Genomic DNA, 15,896 nt, shown 5'->3' on the forward strand with positions numbered 1-15,896 from the left:
ATCTGTGAGTATCAGCTTGACGGAGTTTCGGAAGCATGTACGTATGTTCTTTATTTTCGCTAAGAACAGCTTGGTCGGTTACATGGAATACAAAGCGAATTTCTACTCCGGTTTGATCATGGAGACCGTATTTCTGTTTTCCAAGCTGATCTATATCTTGTTCGTTTTCCAGCTCGGGATCGAAATCAATGGCATTTCTCCTGACCAGATGTTGATTTTCACGGGGACCTATACGATTATGATCGCAATCTATACAGGACTGTTTATGGATAACTTTTATAGATTCGCCGGCCATATCCGCAACGGGACGCTGGACTTGTATATGACGAAGCCGCTTTCGCTGCAGTTCATGATTTCATTCCGGCACGTTAACTTTGCGTTTCCGATCCCGAACCTGATCGCCGGGATCACGATGATCGTACTGGCTTGGCATCGTCTTGACATCGAGCCAAGCTTGATCCACGTGGCCGGATATATCGGCGTGATCTTGAGTAGCACGATCGTGACCTATTCGGTGCTTCTACTTCCGCAAATCCTTGCCTTCTGGACGGTGAAGTCCGGTTCGATCTTCGAAATACTCGACAAATGTTGGGATTTAAACAATATGCCGATGTACATATACCCCAAATGGCTGCGGAGAATAGGGCTGTATGTTGTGCCGATCTTGTTCATCACCAACATGCCGTCGGTTTATTTGATCGATCGATTGGACTTGTTCCTTGGGATATGGATTTTTGTAGCTCCCGTTATATCGCTTCTAGTGGTCAGGCTGTTCTGGAAGCTGGCCGTCAAACGCTATGAAAGCGCCAGCAGTTAGAGAAATGCCCTACAAACAAATTGTTGAGAAGGTGAATTGAATGAGCAAGATGGAGCATGAGCGTCATCCATTGCAGACAGAGGCCATTACAAAGAAACGGCTGCACAACGGGATTGAAATCTATCAAAACAACGAAGGAGAGACCGAGTTTCTCTACAACGAGATTTTCCACAAGGAGATGTATTTCAAGCACGGTATTACGCTTCCGGATCATGGCACGGTCCTGGACGTCGGGGCTAATATCGGCATGTTCAGCCTATATGTCAGCAGCAAGAGCGACTGCAGGGTGTATGCCTTTGAGCCACTGCCTCCGACGTTTAAACTCTTGAAGATGAATACGAGTTCGCTGCCTCGCGTAACGACGGTTAACGTCGGGCTTTCCAATGAGATCAAGGAAGCGGAGTTTGCCTATTTTCCTACGATGTCCACGGACTCTGTCCAGATCAAATACAGGGAGAACCACGATCAAGATCTCCGATACGGGTTAATCAACCATTACGAAGATAATTTCGCTGACCGGCGAATGCTAAACCGCTTTGTCGATCATCTTATGTCGCCGAAGCTTCTGAATGAACAAATCTATCGTTGCAAGTTAACTACGATCTCCGAAATGATCCGTTTTTATGATCTGAACCAAATTGATCTTCTCAAAATCGACGTGGAAAAAAGTGAGTTCGAGGTGCTGGAAGGAATCGAACCGGAAGATTGGGGCAAAATCAGGCAAATTGTAATGGAGGTACACGGACTGGACGGAGAGCAGATCAGCAGGCTCGAGAACATCTTCCAAACCAACGGCTTCTATGCCGTGATCGATTACTACGAAGATTTGAATATCCCAAATTACTATAATGTGTACGCGTTGAATCAAATGCATACGTCGGCTGGGTGATAGTCATGCTACAACATCTACATGCAAGGTTGGTATGCTCCAGCTGCAAGGGCGTGCTGGTCCAGTCGGAGGCATTGCTGCAATGCTGCAGCTGCGATGCGGTATATACGAACGATGACCGTTATGTATCGATGCTCGACCGGCGTGAGCAGTTTGTCCACCCTTCCGAATGGAACCGGAAAGAGGCTGAAATTCGGGATTATAGCGAGATTTCGCACTCTCTTGCACTGTCCGGTATAGGCCGATTCGCCACCTTCTTAAATTATGGTTACGTCCCGCACGGGAATGAGCAACATGCGGTGATCGAGCCCGACGATGCATGGAATAGAAACTCGGTCAAGCTGCTGCTTGAGACAGTGGGCAGGACGGCGATTCGGGAGCGGCAGGTGATCGACATCGGATGCGGCAGGGGAGGGAACATAGCAGCTCTGTCTAAATATTTCAAGCCACTGTCTATTGTCGGTCTCGACATCTGCCCGGCGAATATTGCCTATTGCAATGCCAAATCCCGAGGGGGGGAATCTTTGTATCTCGTCGGTGATGCGGAGAATATACCGTTTGCAGACGAGAGCTTCGATGTGGTGTTAAATATAGAATCCGCACATGCCTATCCGAACCGATCACGATTCTATGAAGAGGTGTACCGGATAATGAGAGTTGGCGGCGTATTTCTGTATACGGAGCTGATGCTGGGAGATCAGGTAGCGCAGAACATCAGGCTGTTAGAGGAAGCGGGCCTGTCTGTAATCCGCAATCAGGATGTGACTTCAAATGTTCTTCTATCATGTGATGAGAGTGCGAAGCAGCGTACTGGCACACAAGGGATTGCGAGCAACGCCAAAGCGAGCACGAATATTGGAGATATTAATGAATTCATCGCATTGCCCGGCTCGAAGAAATATGAAGAGATGAAGGCTGGAACGCGGCAATACCGTATGATGAACCTTGTTAAGAGGTAATATAGCCGTAATATCAACAATAATTTTAGTATAGGAGAAATATTTTATGGAAGAAATTATTTCCCTGGACACCTTTCAGCCCTTCGACGGCATGACAAAAATGTTTCCTCATCATAATTTTCCTTATTTTAATTGCGGCTACAATTTGTTATTAACGCTTGCCAGATATTTCAAAAAAGATGAGTTGCCGATTTTGAATAATGTCATTACTATTTATAGATTTGATAAACAAAAAATACAAACAAGAGGATATTTCAAGTTAGAGGTGTTGGATCTTGAGGGGGAAGATCAGATCCTTGAGGAAATGGGGATCTCTATTCGTAAAAAATCCCCTGCACTAGATACGTTACAAGATGAGATCATAAACTCTATTTCTAGTGGTCATCCGATTTCCATATTTATTGATTTATTTTATCAACGCGGGAGAGACTTTTACTATAACAAAAAACATGGACTGCACCCTGTTTTTGTCTATGGCTTCAATCTTACGAACGAGGAAATATATACGGTTGATGATATTACAGAATACAGACAATATTCTCTGCCATTTTCAGAATTTAAATCGTCATGCATGACTTCGGAACACGTAAAGATGCCAGACTACTTTTGGGAATATGCGCTAGTGACCCCCGGTAATCATGAGATCTTGGACAATAAGAATTTAGCACATACAACAATCAATTCATTCGTAGAAAATATGTGCAGGTATCAAAATGAAATAACGGAAAGTTTGAATAATATCCTGTTGCTCGCAGAAAATTACGAGCTCATTATACAAAATGAAACGATTATAGAAACACTGAGCAGTACGATTTATAGAAAATGTTCTGAGAAATACAGGTTAAATACGCTCTATAAGTACAACATTGATCATATCCATGCAAAACATACGCTTGACCCGTTATTGGACCAAATTATTCATGATTGGAAGACAGTAAGGATCTATTCGAATAAAGCCATCATGTCTCAAAAGTTTACTGGGGAAATCATAGACAAGTGCGTTGGTTTATTTACAAAAATATATACGAATGAAGTACATTTTAATAATCAATTATTTTTAATGTTAAAGACTTCCAGGTAAAATCACATCTAATATTGCTAGAAATGAGCCGCATCAACAGGCATACTGTGCATGTGTCTTTTCATCGTATGAAAACCGCCGCTGTCTGCATCAACACTTTAAACACAAACGGCAGAGATGCCGTTTTTTTTTGATTTTGTTACAGCACTGCTCAAAAAAAAAAATGAAATATAACAACCTTTGTCCAGAAAGCCTAGCCTAATCTGGGCTTTTTATTGTGTTCTGTAAGAGCTCCTCTAAGAATGTGTCGAGTATACCAACTAATTATCGAATGGTCAGAGTCGTATGAAAAATGTTTTAATGACAACGTAACTCGTGGAATTTTATTTGAGCAAGGGGGAACACGCTACTTTTTGACATAATTCGATAAAATAATTACAATTTTTACCTTATGACGGTATTATATACTCAAATCCAATTAGTTGAAGGGGGGCTATATAGAAAATCGCAATTCACCAATTCGCTCCGACTGTTGGGAAAAATTAATATGGTAGGGTAATTGCATTGTACATTTTGACGATAAGCTAAACTAGAGGGTGGCGTACATTTAATGAAGGCTAAAATTCTCTATTCCTTGTATTATTTGTTTCTTTAGGAGTAAGTGTTGCGCTGTATGTATTAACTAAATATGATTTGGTTGAAAGGGAAGTGCAAGTAGTAACTCAGATTCACTAGAATTACCAGCAAGTGAACATGTCATAGAAGAAGAGAATACATATGGATCAAATGCAGCAAACGGAATGGTTGACAAGAAACTCGAAACAAAATCAGATGATACCGGATATATCTATTATTTAACAGATGATATAATCATTGAGGCGATCAATTACGGAAAAAAACTAATAAGGAGTTTCATGAGAGTTTTAGATTACCCTTATTATCCTCGACCAGCAAGGATAGTACGTTTGAATACATGGATGTTTTTATCAACACACCGTACAGATTGGTGACAGCACATTCATATAATCAATATATACAGCACGATAAGACGGCATCTATTGATGAAGTTATGAGCTTGATCAACGATGATTCTATTTCATTTACTGCTTATGTGCTGAGAGGAACGGCTAGTATGCTAGCTACCGAATTGATACAGGACGGAACAGTAATTGAATCATATAAGATTGATAATAATGTGAAAGGAGATATGAAGACTATCTATTTTTCCGTAGATGCTATTGGTTTCCGGGAACCCGCTATTCTGAAAATATTCGAAAAAAGCAATCCTTCAAATTACTCTGAATATCAGATTTCTTTTGAGAATTATATTAAATAGAGTTTTATTGGAATAGTATAAACCACTAGTCACTGAGGACGGGAAATGTTGTAATGCATGGCTTTAATTGAACTTTATTACCTTCAATTTTTTGAATAAGTCTTTGAAGTACTTGCTTCAAGACTTGTTCATCGTGGATGTCGTCAAGTTCGGTAAAGTAAGATATTTGTTTTCTGAAGGCACGGAGTTTTTCTTCCGTGTCTTTTTTTGTTTCAAGTAGGCTTTCAATCTCTGCCTATGCGTATTACTGATCGTAAAATGTTCCCAAGTTTGGATGTATTATAAATTCTCTTTGAATGTTCATCGTCATCAACTCATTACTATCTATGGCCGTTCTATGGATTTATAAAGGTACGCTCGAAAGATAAAGGGTTTTGGAAGGTTTTGTCGAATAGTTCTACATGCCTACAAACATTCATTGAGGAGGGAATCAAACGAAGTGCAACGTGATAATAGACCTACATACAATCAGCCTAATAGATCATCCGTACAAACTAACAGGGCTGTTAGCGGTCAATCTAGGACGACTAGTCCCCAAGCAAGCAGTACAAAGAGCGTAAATGCAGTTATTTGTCGTAAGTGCAAGTCACAACAAGTGGTAGCCAATAAAAGAGGTTACAGCTTCGCAAACTTGTTCACAACTCTTAGTATTATGATTCTTTTTGGCATACTGACTTTTGTATCGAACTACCTTATCACTTTGTATAGAGTGAGCTATGCTTTAGAAAGCTTTATGATATTATTCATGGGATTAGGAGCAATCTCCTTGTTTCTAGCGCTACCAGTAAGTATATTAGTCGGGTTCGTTGGGAGAAGTGAAATTGTTAACGGCTGTATGAACTGTGGTTTCAAATGGAGACCAGCTAAGAGGAAGTGAAATTGATGGGAAAAATGTAGATCTACCCGGCCAATGTTGAGCTATAAGGGAGTTACAATACTCTTAGGAAATGCAGACTATTCTGTATAATGAATTTTTGAGCGGTTCAGAAGGCTAAAGGTGTTCAAATGTTAGTTAGTGGCCGGCTCCCTGTGTCAGTAGATAGTTTTATACATAATATGTTAATTTTTTAGGCGTTTATGAACCCCTAGTTCCTGGTATTGGTGATATGTCTCACATTAGTTTTATCGAGACATCAGCAAAAGTGTTCAGCAGTGAACTGATATTACCGGTGAGAAAATAAGGACAACTGCTGTCAGTTGCCCCTGATTGAGCAAATGCTAATCCTGTAACTTGTTTTAAGTGTCCACACGCACATGTGGAGAGTGTAGCCATGTTAGTGAGAAAAGATTAAACTAAATGTTACGGTTTCAGAACCCTTTCAACACGACGGAAGGGTTCTATTTTATATGGGTAATTACGGTGATAGGCGATTCATATTAAAAATTGAGCAGTATTTACTTTCCAAACTTCAGGAAGATGTGATTTTAGTGTAGAGAACACACAAAAGAATATTGAATGTATTAAGCAAAGGGTATATAAGAATGATCCAATAAATTTGAGTGGTATATGTATTACAGTTTTTAATGTGAGGGTTGGGCATGTTTGGGTAAGCGAGATGAAAAGGAGTAGCTAATAGAAACAGATTTAATTGTCCCTGTTGTGGCTATCCCCACACTGGAGGAAAGACAAGGTTGGGAAATTTGTTGTTTATGTAATTGGGAAGATGATCAGCATGCAGATGAAGTTTGGGGCGGACCCAATCAAGACTATTCACTTACTGAGGCTCGTGAGAACTTCAAAAAACACTACATCATGTATAGAGATAGACGAACAATCTTAAAACAAACGAATAAAGAAGTTCAAACCAAGAAAAGATTAATTCATGCATTTGAAAAGCTTAGAACCGCCGCAAATAATGAATCTGACCAACATATATGGCAAGAAATCGACTCCTTCGAAAAGGAACTAGATGATATAGTTCACGAAAGAGTAGAACGTTACAGCAACAACATAGAGAAGAATCAAGAGATTATAAACCTGATCAATTCCGATAATCCTGACACAATCGTAAATGGCTTGCTATCTCTAACATTAAATGCGGATGATGGAGAGTTTGTACAAGAACTGATGGTCCGATACACTCAGCATAAAAATGAAAATATAAGAGGAATAGCCGTTCTTTGTTTTGGCCATATCGCAAGAATACATGGAGCAGTGAATAAACAGTTGATTCTTCTCAGAAGAGTTTGCTCCAAAACCAATAGTAGGGTATACATTCCTGTATTGGAGCCCGAAAGGAAACACAAGCAAGGCATATGATTTCACGAAACCGGTCAGTGAGAACTTCGATCTGCACGCGATATTTAAAATAGCTGCCTATGAAGTTGATTTTATGAGTGACGGCACAAAGGTGATCAGTCAGTGAATTATAAAGAATTGGCTAAGGTTCCTTCAACGCCAACGAGGGAGGGGTATGCGTTCAAAGGTTGGTATACCGATACGATCTTGACGAACGCATACAACTTCGGCAGTCAAGTGCTTGGTCCTATTACGCTGTATGCGAAGTGGGCGCCTACGTTCACAGTGAGCTTTGATAGTAAAGGTGGGTCAGCAGTAAATACACAGTCGTTGGAATACAATGCTAAAGCCAAGGCACCTACATCCCCGACACGGACAGGCTATGTATTCAATGGATGTTATGTTGATGAAGCATTGACGGAGGCTTATAATTTCGATAATCCAGTGACAACTGCCCTTATGTTGTATGCAAAGTGGAAGGCTCTGTATACGGTGAAGTTTGATGCGGGTCTTAGCAATACTACTCCGCCGCTTCCTAAGATCGTGGTAGAGGGCGATGTGGCTCATGCACCTGACACATCTGAACTTCCATCCAATCCCGGAAATACCATCTACAGTTGGATTGTTCCTTATGATTTCGAGCAATTGGCTATAAACGGAAACCTTACACGTACCATATACGCAAGGTGGACTGAACTATAAATGAATTTCAACAGAAACATGACAAGTTAGATCACAAGCCGATTGCCCTGAAATTCAGTGCAGTCGGCTTTTCGTATCATGTAATGACTAATCATTGAGATTCATTAGGTGAAAAACTAAAAGAGAGACTTTCGTCTCTCTTAAGTTCATTAATCACAGGAGTTTAAGAATCTCCATTGATCTGTATACTGGTTTAATATACCTTCGCGTCCGTTCCAAGCACGGATTTGTTTTGTACGGAATTACCAGATAGATATACCTTTTGCAGATCAGGCAGCTGGCTTAGGGTCTCGATATTGGAAATGGCATTGTTTTCAAGATGAAGCTCTTCTATGGCCTGCCAGTTACTCATGAATTCGAGAGAAGCCAAGTTGCTGTCTTGCATAGTGAAGGAACGTAGAGCGGACATGTTGGCAAAGTAAGGCATCATTTGGTCAACTTCAGTAACAGAGGTGTTGTTTATGCTGAAATATGGCTGCTCTAAGGTCAGATGTTCAAGCACGCTGTTCTCCGCGGCCGCCTTTTGTTCAAAGTTCAGCCTGCACTCGGAGCACATCAGAGATTTGATCTGCTTCAAACGAAATAAAGCATCGCTCTCCTTATATAGTGACGAGTCGTAAATGTTTAGAGTCTCTAGGCTGGACAAGCCGTCCAGGGCGCCAAGACGGGTTATTTCACTGATCTCCCAGAGCGAGAGTTGCTCCAGTTTCGGGAATTTTCCCAACGCCGCCAAATTTAACTCTCCGCTTCCGCCACGGAGCGTCAGGCTGGTTGCAGCCGGCGCCTTCAGGCCCGAGAGAAAGGAGGTTGGTATTTCCACTCGCTCTACTTTAGGCAGTGTCAGCGCTTCTGCATTCTCGTAGTAGCCGGACAACGTTAATTCCCGCAAAGAGGACAGGCTATTGATGGCTTTTACCGAACCAAGCTGACTTAGAGAAGCCAGGCGCAGCGTAGTAATAGAGTTTTTGCCGGTCAAGCGCTCCAGACTGGAGAAGTTTACATTTTCGATATCTAGTGTTTGTAGAGCAGGCATATTTTGTACAAAGTCGATGGACTTTACATTTGATAAATAGGACAACTGAAGGTCCTGAAGCTGGGTTAAGGCGTACAGCGGCTGCAGGTCTGTGGCTTCGCTGTAATGTATGGACAAGGATGACAGCCCGGTCATGGAAGATAACCATCCGAGTTCATCGACAAAGGTGAGAGACAGGGACTTGAGCGGCAGTTTATTCAATAGATAAAAATCCGTTACGGACTCATCCACATAGGTAATGGATAAAGAACTCAGATTAGGAAACTCCAGCAACATGGCCAATTCCTGATTGCTGCGAAGCTGAGTGGTAAGCTCCGTAATTTTAGACTTGTCGCCAAAGTAGCCCGAAAATGTACTGAAGGATTCGTTAAAAGCGCCTCCATAACTTTTTAATCCGGGCATATGGGCCAAAGTGATTTGGTCCGTCTGGGATATCTCATAGGTATTTGTCAGGTCCAATGTCGTCAGTCCCTTAAAAGCTTCAAAATCTCGCTGATCAATCCGCTGGCTATTCAGTTTTTTATCTTGAGTAACATAAGTGATCTTCTTGGCCTGTTCATCGCTGAAGGGATCGGAGAGGCTATATGTAAACTTCCACTGATCATTCTCCGAATGCTCTACGGTTAAATAGCGAATACGAGCCAATTCCTCCACTGTTGGCAAGGCGGACCCTTTATCGAAGATATCTCGCAAAAAGGAGAGTAAAACCTCGCTTTCAGGCATCTTTCGCACAGGCAGATTGGCTTCTGTTTTTGAATAGGTGGAGCTGTTGTTATAATAAAAATATGTACCGATGGCGCCAGCTAGGACTAACATCAGTATCAGCATTACCTTTACGGAGGCAGTCTGCTTCAGCGGTGCTTTAGGGGGCGTTCCGTGGTAATGATTAATGGTCTGGTCTACGTAATAGACATGATTTTGCTTCAATAAAAGCTCTGTTTCACAATAGGGACACTTTAAAACCTCATCCTTCTTGTATTCAATTCTTCCGTTGCAATTGGGGCAGTTTAGCGGGATAAACGCCACGAATGTCCCCTCCTTCATTATGATGGTCATAAGATTATGCTGAACGGTCATCTGATTTCATTATACCTTGTGAATTTACGTTTGATGAGAGAAAGAAGTTTCACATAGCAAAGGAGCAGGGAAATCCTGCTCCTTTTTGATCTTTTTTAAGTATGGTCAGGTGGCAGATCTTATTAAATAAATCATCAAGCGATCGAAGTAATCGGATGTTTAACGTGCACAGGCTAGAGATATTCACCATGAGTTCTTACAAATAAACCTTCATTGGTGATCGAACTTTTTAGAACGATATGATCTGTTGCATCTGGCGTGAAATGGAAGGTTATTTTCTCCGTATCCTCATCTGCGATCTTATCCAAGATATCTTTCATATTTATTTCGTTTAAGCTAACAACGTCGAAGAGCTCAATATGATTGTCTTCTTTCTGATAAATAACAATGACGTTCTCGTTTTCCAAGTAATAAATATCATCACTAAAGACATTCAGGCAATAAAACATGAGTATTCCTTGAGCATGATGGGTTGCGAAATGCCGAGAAACAGGTAATCTTTCCGATGCAAATTTTTGAATAAGACGTAATCTTCCGCATTAGTAACATTTAGTTTTCGGATATTCGCAGGTTCGGGTGATTTTTTTGCCGTATAATCCATTGAAAAAAGATGTTCTTCCACGGGCTTAAATCCAAACTTGGGGTAAAAATCAAGCACCGACTCATTGGCAAAAAGGTACATGTAATCATACTTGTTGTCGTATTCCTCTAAAACTTTATTCATTAAACGTGTAGAGAGTCCTTTCCCCTGATAATCAGGATGTGTCATCACCGTGCCGATTTGAATCGCTTTTTTCTTCTCACCGTGAATGATGAGCTCGAGGATGTTAACAGAAACGTTGGCAATAACCTGGTCTCCATCGACATATGAATAAGGGATGTAACGCTCGCCCCAGTATCCTTGTTGATACCAATCTTCAAAATTGATCTCAAACGTGTTGACAGCAAGCTCGAAAAAACTCTTGCGCAGTACTTCATTGTTTTTATAATTCTTCATAAATATTAATTCTTGCATGGTATTCTCCCCTTAATCCTCAAAAGTGACTACATAATATGACCATGCCGTAACTGCAATGAAGTCAGTAATCTGGTATTCACTATTCAAAGTCTTGGTCCGTTAATCTACGGCAAAATGCACAACTGCACTATATAACATTTTGGTACGTATAGGGTCAAATGTTACTTGATGTTGAACTTGCTTCACTCGCAGCATTAGCGCTTTGTTGATTTCAATTCGTTCTTCAATCGCTCGCGCAAGTTCATGAAAGTCATAAGCCTGCAAGCATTCGACTTTATCTTTAATTATATCCAGTGAAATTTCCATATTTAAGTCATGCCTCCTCCAAATGTCGATCTGCAGGTTAAATGCCTGCCGAGCTTCATTTTAGAGGAGCTTTTCCAGTTCGGCAAGATTAATTGCACCCAACATATCAGGATATAAAGAGACGAAGCCGCTCGCCCGATATATATTTATAAATATTGTGAATGGAACATTGACTCAAGGCCGCCAATCTTTAGCATGAACGGAAAAGGAGAACAGCCGATGATACGTGTCATATTGATTGACGATGAAGAAGATGCACTGGATCTGCTTGAAATATTGCTTGGTCAAATGGGGAATGTGGAAATCGCAGGAAGATATCTAAATCCCATTCAGGCGCTAGAAGATTTAAGCCGAACCATGATAGACGCCGTGTTCCTGGATATTCAGATGCCGGGTATGAAGGGCACCGAAGCAGCCCGGCGAATAAGGAGCATTTCTCCTGAGCTGCCCATCATTTTCACGACAGCCTACGCCGAATATGCACTTGAAGCGTTTGAGATTGATTCAACCGATTATCTGTTGAAGCCGTTTACGGTGAGCCGGTTACAAACTACGGTGGCACGGATAACCAAAAATCTTTACAAGCAGGCCAGTCCACCAGAGCCAAAAAAGCCTTCAGTGCCATCAGTTCTTTCTCTCGGAGGATTTCATATCGTATCACTGGGCGAAACGGGCAAGGAAGTCATTTGGAAAACGAAAAAAGAGAGGGAGCTATGCGCATTTCTGATTCATCATGAAGGCAAGCGCGTAAATACTGCTGTCATTATTGAGGCGTTGTGGCCGGGTTACGATCTCGATAAAGCCAAATCGTATTTGTACACCTGTCTTTCTTATCTTCGAAGAAGCTTGACAGAGCAGGGCGTACCAATCCATATCCGTAAGGGAAATCAGGGGTTTTCCGCCGAACTGAACGACATTACAATAGATGTTTCTCAATTCGAGAAATTGCTAAACAAATTATTAGCGGAAGAGCAAATGAATGAGATGCACTATGATCAGATGAACGAGATGTACATCGGAGATTATATGGATGGATGCAATTTCGACTGGGCGATTGCTAAACAGTTGGATATCAAATCGTTGTATGTCCGTGCGCTTCGAAAATGGCATGTGCATTATCGTAGTCAAGGAAAGCTTTTGTTTGCAGCGGATAGCTTGCAGCGGTTGTTGTCGCTTGTTCCTGACTCCGAGATTGATGGACGTGCGCTGATTAAACTCCATCTGGACCTGAACAACCGCAGTGAGGCGTACCGTGTAAGCTTGCAGTTAGAGCAAGCCGTGCGTATACAACTTGGAACAGAACTGGAGGAGGAGACGTTGTTATTGGTTCAGAAAACGATAGAAGGATCGGAACGCACAGCTCGATGAAGCGCAAAATCCTTGCGGTACTTATTACGATAACAATGTTATTCGCGACTTACGGGGTGTTGTTGAATTACTTCACAATGAACAAGAAAACCATGCCGATCGCGGCGAACGGAGCCATGGACTTGACCGATTGGGCATTTGAGGAGAACGGTGCGGTACGGCTGGATGGGCAATGGGAGTTTTACCCGAATCGGCTACTCTTCAGCGATCCCCTCACCTCTGAGGAGGTGGGAGATGAAGCCCCTTCGTTCATTCAGGTGCCAGGATCTTGGTCCAAACAGATGGATACGTTGGGTGTGGCAACGTATCGGTTAAGGCTTTTAATTGATGACGATAGCGTGATATACGGAATGAAGACGGCAGCCATTCTGATCTCCAACAGGCTTGTTGTCAACGGACAAGTCGTAGGCTCCAGCGGGCATCCCGATAACAAAGACAGTTATTGGGCGCTTAACAAGCCGTATGTCAGCTATTTCACACTAAAGCCAGGTTGGAACGATATCGTTATCGAGGTTGCCAATCATGAATTCCGGGTAACCAGTGGACTCGGGGAGTCTATCCAATTTGGCAAGGCTGACCAGATCGCGAGAATTCGGGATGTCGCGACTGCACATGACTGGATTGCCCTAACAGCCTTCCTGATCATGGGGCTTTATTTTATCGGATTATTTTCTCAGCGCAGGAATGACCAGTCCCTTGTTGTATTTGGACTCGTCTGTGTATTTATCGCAGCGTTTACAAGCGTCAGTGGTGAGAGGGTGCTGTTCGATGCGATGGGTCCACTTCCATTTTGGCTATATTTTCGCATTCAAATGGTGTTGACAATCGGGGTAGGTGTAGGATTTTTCTTGTATGTGTATACCGCATTTCGTCCCTACAGCTATAGATGGTTTACGAAGGCAGGACTACTATCAGGGGTTGCTTTACTTCTCTTGCATATGGGTTTTGCTACGCAACTTACGACAGGACCGTTTCGCCTTGTGACGTCACTGTACGTCACGTTAGCTTTGTTGTACGCCACCTATGTGTTTGTTTACGCTGTTCTCCATAGAGTGGCTGGCAGCTGGTATTTGGCTGTAGCGGCTATGGCTTTGAACGCGCTGGTGTTGAACCAAAACTTAAACGTCTACTTTGGCGTTCCGATCTATTCGCTACCACCCGTCGAGCCGTTTCTTGTACTGCTCATGCTTGCACTGTTGATGTCGCTCCGCTTCTCAAACGCGTTCCAGAGAATAGAGGAGCTCTCGGGGCAGCTGATGGAGGCGGACAAGCACAAGGATGATTTTCTCGCACGCACCTCACACGAATTCAAGACGCCTCTTCATGGCGTTATGAACATATCCCGGTCTATGCTCGATGATACTGCTATACCGCCTACGTCAGGACAGCGAGAGAAGCTGCAGCTGATGATCGATATTACCAGGAAGCTCTCTCAGCTTGTCTATGACATTCTGGACTTGTCCAAGCTGAAACAGGGGGAGCTTAGAATTGATCCGGCGCCAGTCGATGTCCGTTCAGTCGTAGAGATGCAAATCCGTTTCTACTCTTATCTCAGTGCGGAAAAGGAGATTCAACTCGTCAATCAGGTGCCAGCGGACTTGCCGCTTGCTTATGCTGATGAGATCAGGTTGAGCCAGGTCATTAGTAATCTGTTGGACAATGCAATTAAGTACACAGAGAACGGAACGATTATTGTAGCTGGCAAGGAACAAGGAGGCCTATTGCAATTCGAAGTGCAGGATACGGGAGCGGGTATTCATTCTGAGGATATGCGGCATATCTTTGAGCCATTCAAATCCATGGAAGGAGTAAGCCAACGCGGCTCCGGGCTTGGGCTGTCTATCGCTAAGCAGTTGATTAATCTGCAAGGGGGAACACTATCCGTGAGATCAACCCTGGACGTGGGGACGACATTCACGTTTACCCTGCAGCGGGCAACGTCAAATAATGAAAATATAGCTACCTCGGACCATTCATCAGCATCCTACATTCAACCTTTGGAGAACGAGTATTCGTTTCCTACACCATATATTGCGAATGCCGCTGGTAAGCGCACGATTTTGATCGTTGATGATCAGTATGTGAATCTGAAGGTCTTGCTGGATACACTACAATCCCATGACTATCGGATCATCGCAGTCAAAGACGGATACGAAGCACTTCGCCAGATCGACGAACCGGGCAGAATCGACCTTGTCATTCTGGACCTGATGATGCCAGGCATGTCCGGATACGAAGTATGCCAAGAAATTCGCAAGCGCTATTCACTATTGGAGTTGCCCGTACTGATGGTTACTGCGGCAATACAGCCACAAGATAAGGTGGCTGCATATCAGGTTGGAGCAAACGACTACTTGCCCAAACCGTTTGATTTGGAAGAATTAAAAGCCCGAATCGGAAGTTTGCTTGCCATGAAGGAATCGCTGGGACGCGCAGTATATATGGAAGTGGCTTTCCTTCAATCTCAGATCAAGCCGCATTTTCTATATAACGTTCTTAATAGTATCGTTGCCTCCAGTTATACAGATATAGAGCGTGCGCGGAGCATGATAATCGCGTTGGCTGATTATTTGCGAGGAAGCTTTCGGTTCAGCAATTCGGATAAACGCATCGAACTCGATGAGGAATTCAAGCTTATTCAAACGTATGTGCAGATTGAGCAGGCAAGATTCAGGGACCGTATTTGCTTCCAATATGAGATTCCTGAAGAGGCATATCGTTTACAAATACCGCCGTTGCTGCTTCAGCCGTTGATCGAAAATGCGATTCGCCACGGCATCGGAGATCGAATTGAAGGCGGCACAGTGAAATTGATAGTAGAGAGATCAGAAGAGGATTGGTTATTTGTTGTATCCGATGACGGAGTCGGAATTCCCTCAGAAAGTATGAAGATATTACTTGAACAAAGCGAGTCCTACGTCCAGCAAGGAGTAGGTTTGAGAAATATCGATAAGCGATTGAGATTTGAATATGGAACTTCACTGGCGCTAACGAGTGAGCCTGGGCGTGGAACGAGTGTTGCCTTTCGTATTCCTTATGTATTGTCTTAAGAGAAGATGTGTTATATCAATGGGTTCCATCGTAATGGCGATGGGGCTTTTTTGTATTTATTTGAACGTTAGTTTATCAAA

12 protein-coding genes are annotated in these 15,896 nt (G+C 42.7%); 9 read left to right on the forward strand and 3 right to left on the reverse strand.

The window, feature by feature from the left end; genetic code table 11:
* Positions 1–4 precede the first annotated feature (4 nt).
* The 7 genes from QVE09_RS23805 to QVE09_RS23835 all read left to right on the forward strand — a co-directional run bounded on the left by QVE09_RS23805 (position 5) and on the right by QVE09_RS23835 (position 7,963).
* Positions 5–817, forward strand: a complete 813-nt coding sequence (locus QVE09_RS23805; RefSeq protein WP_315938806.1) for an ABC transporter permease — start codon at positions 5–7, stop codon at positions 815–817.
* A 40-nt stretch (positions 818–857) separates the two neighbouring features.
* Positions 858–1,706: an FkbM family methyltransferase gene (locus QVE09_RS23810; protein ID WP_315938807.1), complete on the forward strand. Its 849-nt coding sequence runs from the start codon at positions 858–860 to the stop codon at positions 1,704–1,706.
* 5 nt (positions 1,707–1,711) lie between these two features.
* Complete coding sequence (locus QVE09_RS23815; RefSeq protein ID WP_051446948.1) at positions 1,712–2,665, forward strand: class I SAM-dependent methyltransferase; 954 nt, start codon at positions 1,712–1,714, stop codon at positions 2,663–2,665.
* 46 nt (positions 2,666–2,711) lie between these two features.
* Complete coding sequence (locus QVE09_RS23820; protein WP_315938808.1) at positions 2,712–3,746, forward strand: hypothetical protein; 1,035 nt, start codon at positions 2,712–2,714, stop codon at positions 3,744–3,746.
* 913 nt (positions 3,747–4,659) lie between these two features.
* On the forward strand, positions 4,660–5,022 hold the full coding sequence (locus QVE09_RS23825) for a hypothetical protein (RefSeq protein WP_315938809.1): 363 nt from the start codon (positions 4,660–4,662) through the stop codon (positions 5,020–5,022).
* Between the two features lie 1,600 nt (positions 5,023–6,622).
* Positions 6,623–7,282, forward strand: a complete 660-nt coding sequence (locus tag QVE09_RS23830; protein WP_315938810.1) for a CPCC family cysteine-rich protein — start codon at positions 6,623–6,625, stop codon at positions 7,280–7,282.
* Between the two features lie 102 nt (positions 7,283–7,384).
* A complete protein-coding gene (locus tag QVE09_RS23835) occupies positions 7,385–7,963 on the forward strand; it encodes an InlB B-repeat-containing protein (RefSeq protein ID WP_315938811.1) in 579 nt (192 codons plus the stop codon).
* Between the two features lie 193 nt (positions 7,964–8,156).
* On the opposite strand, the gene QVE09_RS23840 is transcribed toward QVE09_RS23835, so the two are convergent.
* From QVE09_RS23840 to QVE09_RS23850, 3 genes are all read right to left on the reverse strand, one after another.
* On the reverse strand, positions 8,157–9,923 hold the full coding sequence (locus QVE09_RS23840; protein ID WP_315938812.1) for a leucine-rich repeat domain-containing protein: 1,767 nt from the start codon (positions 9,921–9,923) through the stop codon (positions 8,157–8,159).
* 583 nt (positions 9,924–10,506) lie between these two features.
* Positions 10,507–11,088 carry a GNAT family N-acetyltransferase gene (locus QVE09_RS23845; RefSeq protein WP_315938813.1) on the reverse strand — a complete coding sequence of 194 codons (582 nt, stop codon included), beginning with the start codon at positions 11,086–11,088 and terminating at the stop codon, positions 10,507–10,509.
* 102 nt (positions 11,089–11,190) lie between these two features.
* Positions 11,191–11,397 carry a DUF2536 family protein gene (locus QVE09_RS23850; protein ID WP_062836253.1) on the reverse strand — a complete coding sequence of 69 codons (207 nt, stop codon included), beginning with the start codon at positions 11,395–11,397 and terminating at the stop codon, positions 11,191–11,193.
* Between the two features lie 219 nt (positions 11,398–11,616).
* Here QVE09_RS23850 and QVE09_RS23855 point away from each other — a divergent pair, with 219 nt between their 5' ends.
* Positions 11,617–12,765 (forward strand): response regulator, encoded by a 1,149-nt coding sequence (locus tag QVE09_RS23855; protein ID WP_315938814.1) that lies wholly within the window; start codon positions 11,617–11,619, stop codon positions 12,763–12,765.
* On the forward strand, positions 12,762–15,815 hold the full coding sequence (locus QVE09_RS23860) for a sensor histidine kinase (RefSeq protein WP_315938815.1): 3,054 nt from the start codon (positions 12,762–12,764) through the stop codon (positions 15,813–15,815). The genes QVE09_RS23855 and QVE09_RS23860 overlap by 4 nt, the downstream gene beginning before the upstream one ends.
* The last annotated feature ends 81 nt before the right edge of the window (positions 15,816–15,896 follow it).

It is taken from the genome of Paenibacillus sp. ClWae2A (assembly GCF_032452295.1).
Taxonomy (GTDB): Bacteria; Bacillota; Bacilli; order Paenibacillales; family Paenibacillaceae; genus Paenibacillus.

Excerpts from the sequence above, each read along its gene's own strand:
- QVE09_RS23810 (WP_315938807.1), top strand. The coding sequence starts at position 858 with ATGAGCAAGATGGAGCATGAGCGTCATCCATTGCAGACAGAGGCCATT.
- QVE09_RS23815 (WP_051446948.1), top strand. The coding sequence starts at position 1,712 with ATGCTACAACATCTACATGCAAGGTTGGTATGCTCCAGCTGCAAGGGC.
- QVE09_RS23820 (WP_315938808.1), top strand. The coding sequence starts at position 2,712 with ATGGAAGAAATTATTTCCCTGGACACCTTTCAGCCCTTCGACGGCATG.
- QVE09_RS23825 (WP_315938809.1), top strand. The coding sequence starts at position 4,660 with ATGGATGTTTTTATCAACACACCGTACAGATTGGTGACAGCACATTCA.
- QVE09_RS23845 (WP_315938813.1), bottom strand. The coding sequence starts at position 11,088 with ATGCAAGAATTAATATTTATGAAGAATTATAAAAACAATGAAGTACTG.
- QVE09_RS23850 (WP_062836253.1), bottom strand. The coding sequence starts at position 11,397 with ATGGAAATTTCACTGGATATAATTAAAGATAAAGTCGAATGCTTGCAG.
- QVE09_RS23855 (WP_315938814.1), top strand. The coding sequence starts at position 11,617 with ATGATACGTGTCATATTGATTGACGATGAAGAAGATGCACTGGATCTG.
- QVE09_RS23860 (WP_315938815.1), top strand. The coding sequence starts at position 12,762 with ATGAAGCGCAAAATCCTTGCGGTACTTATTACGATAACAATGTTATTC.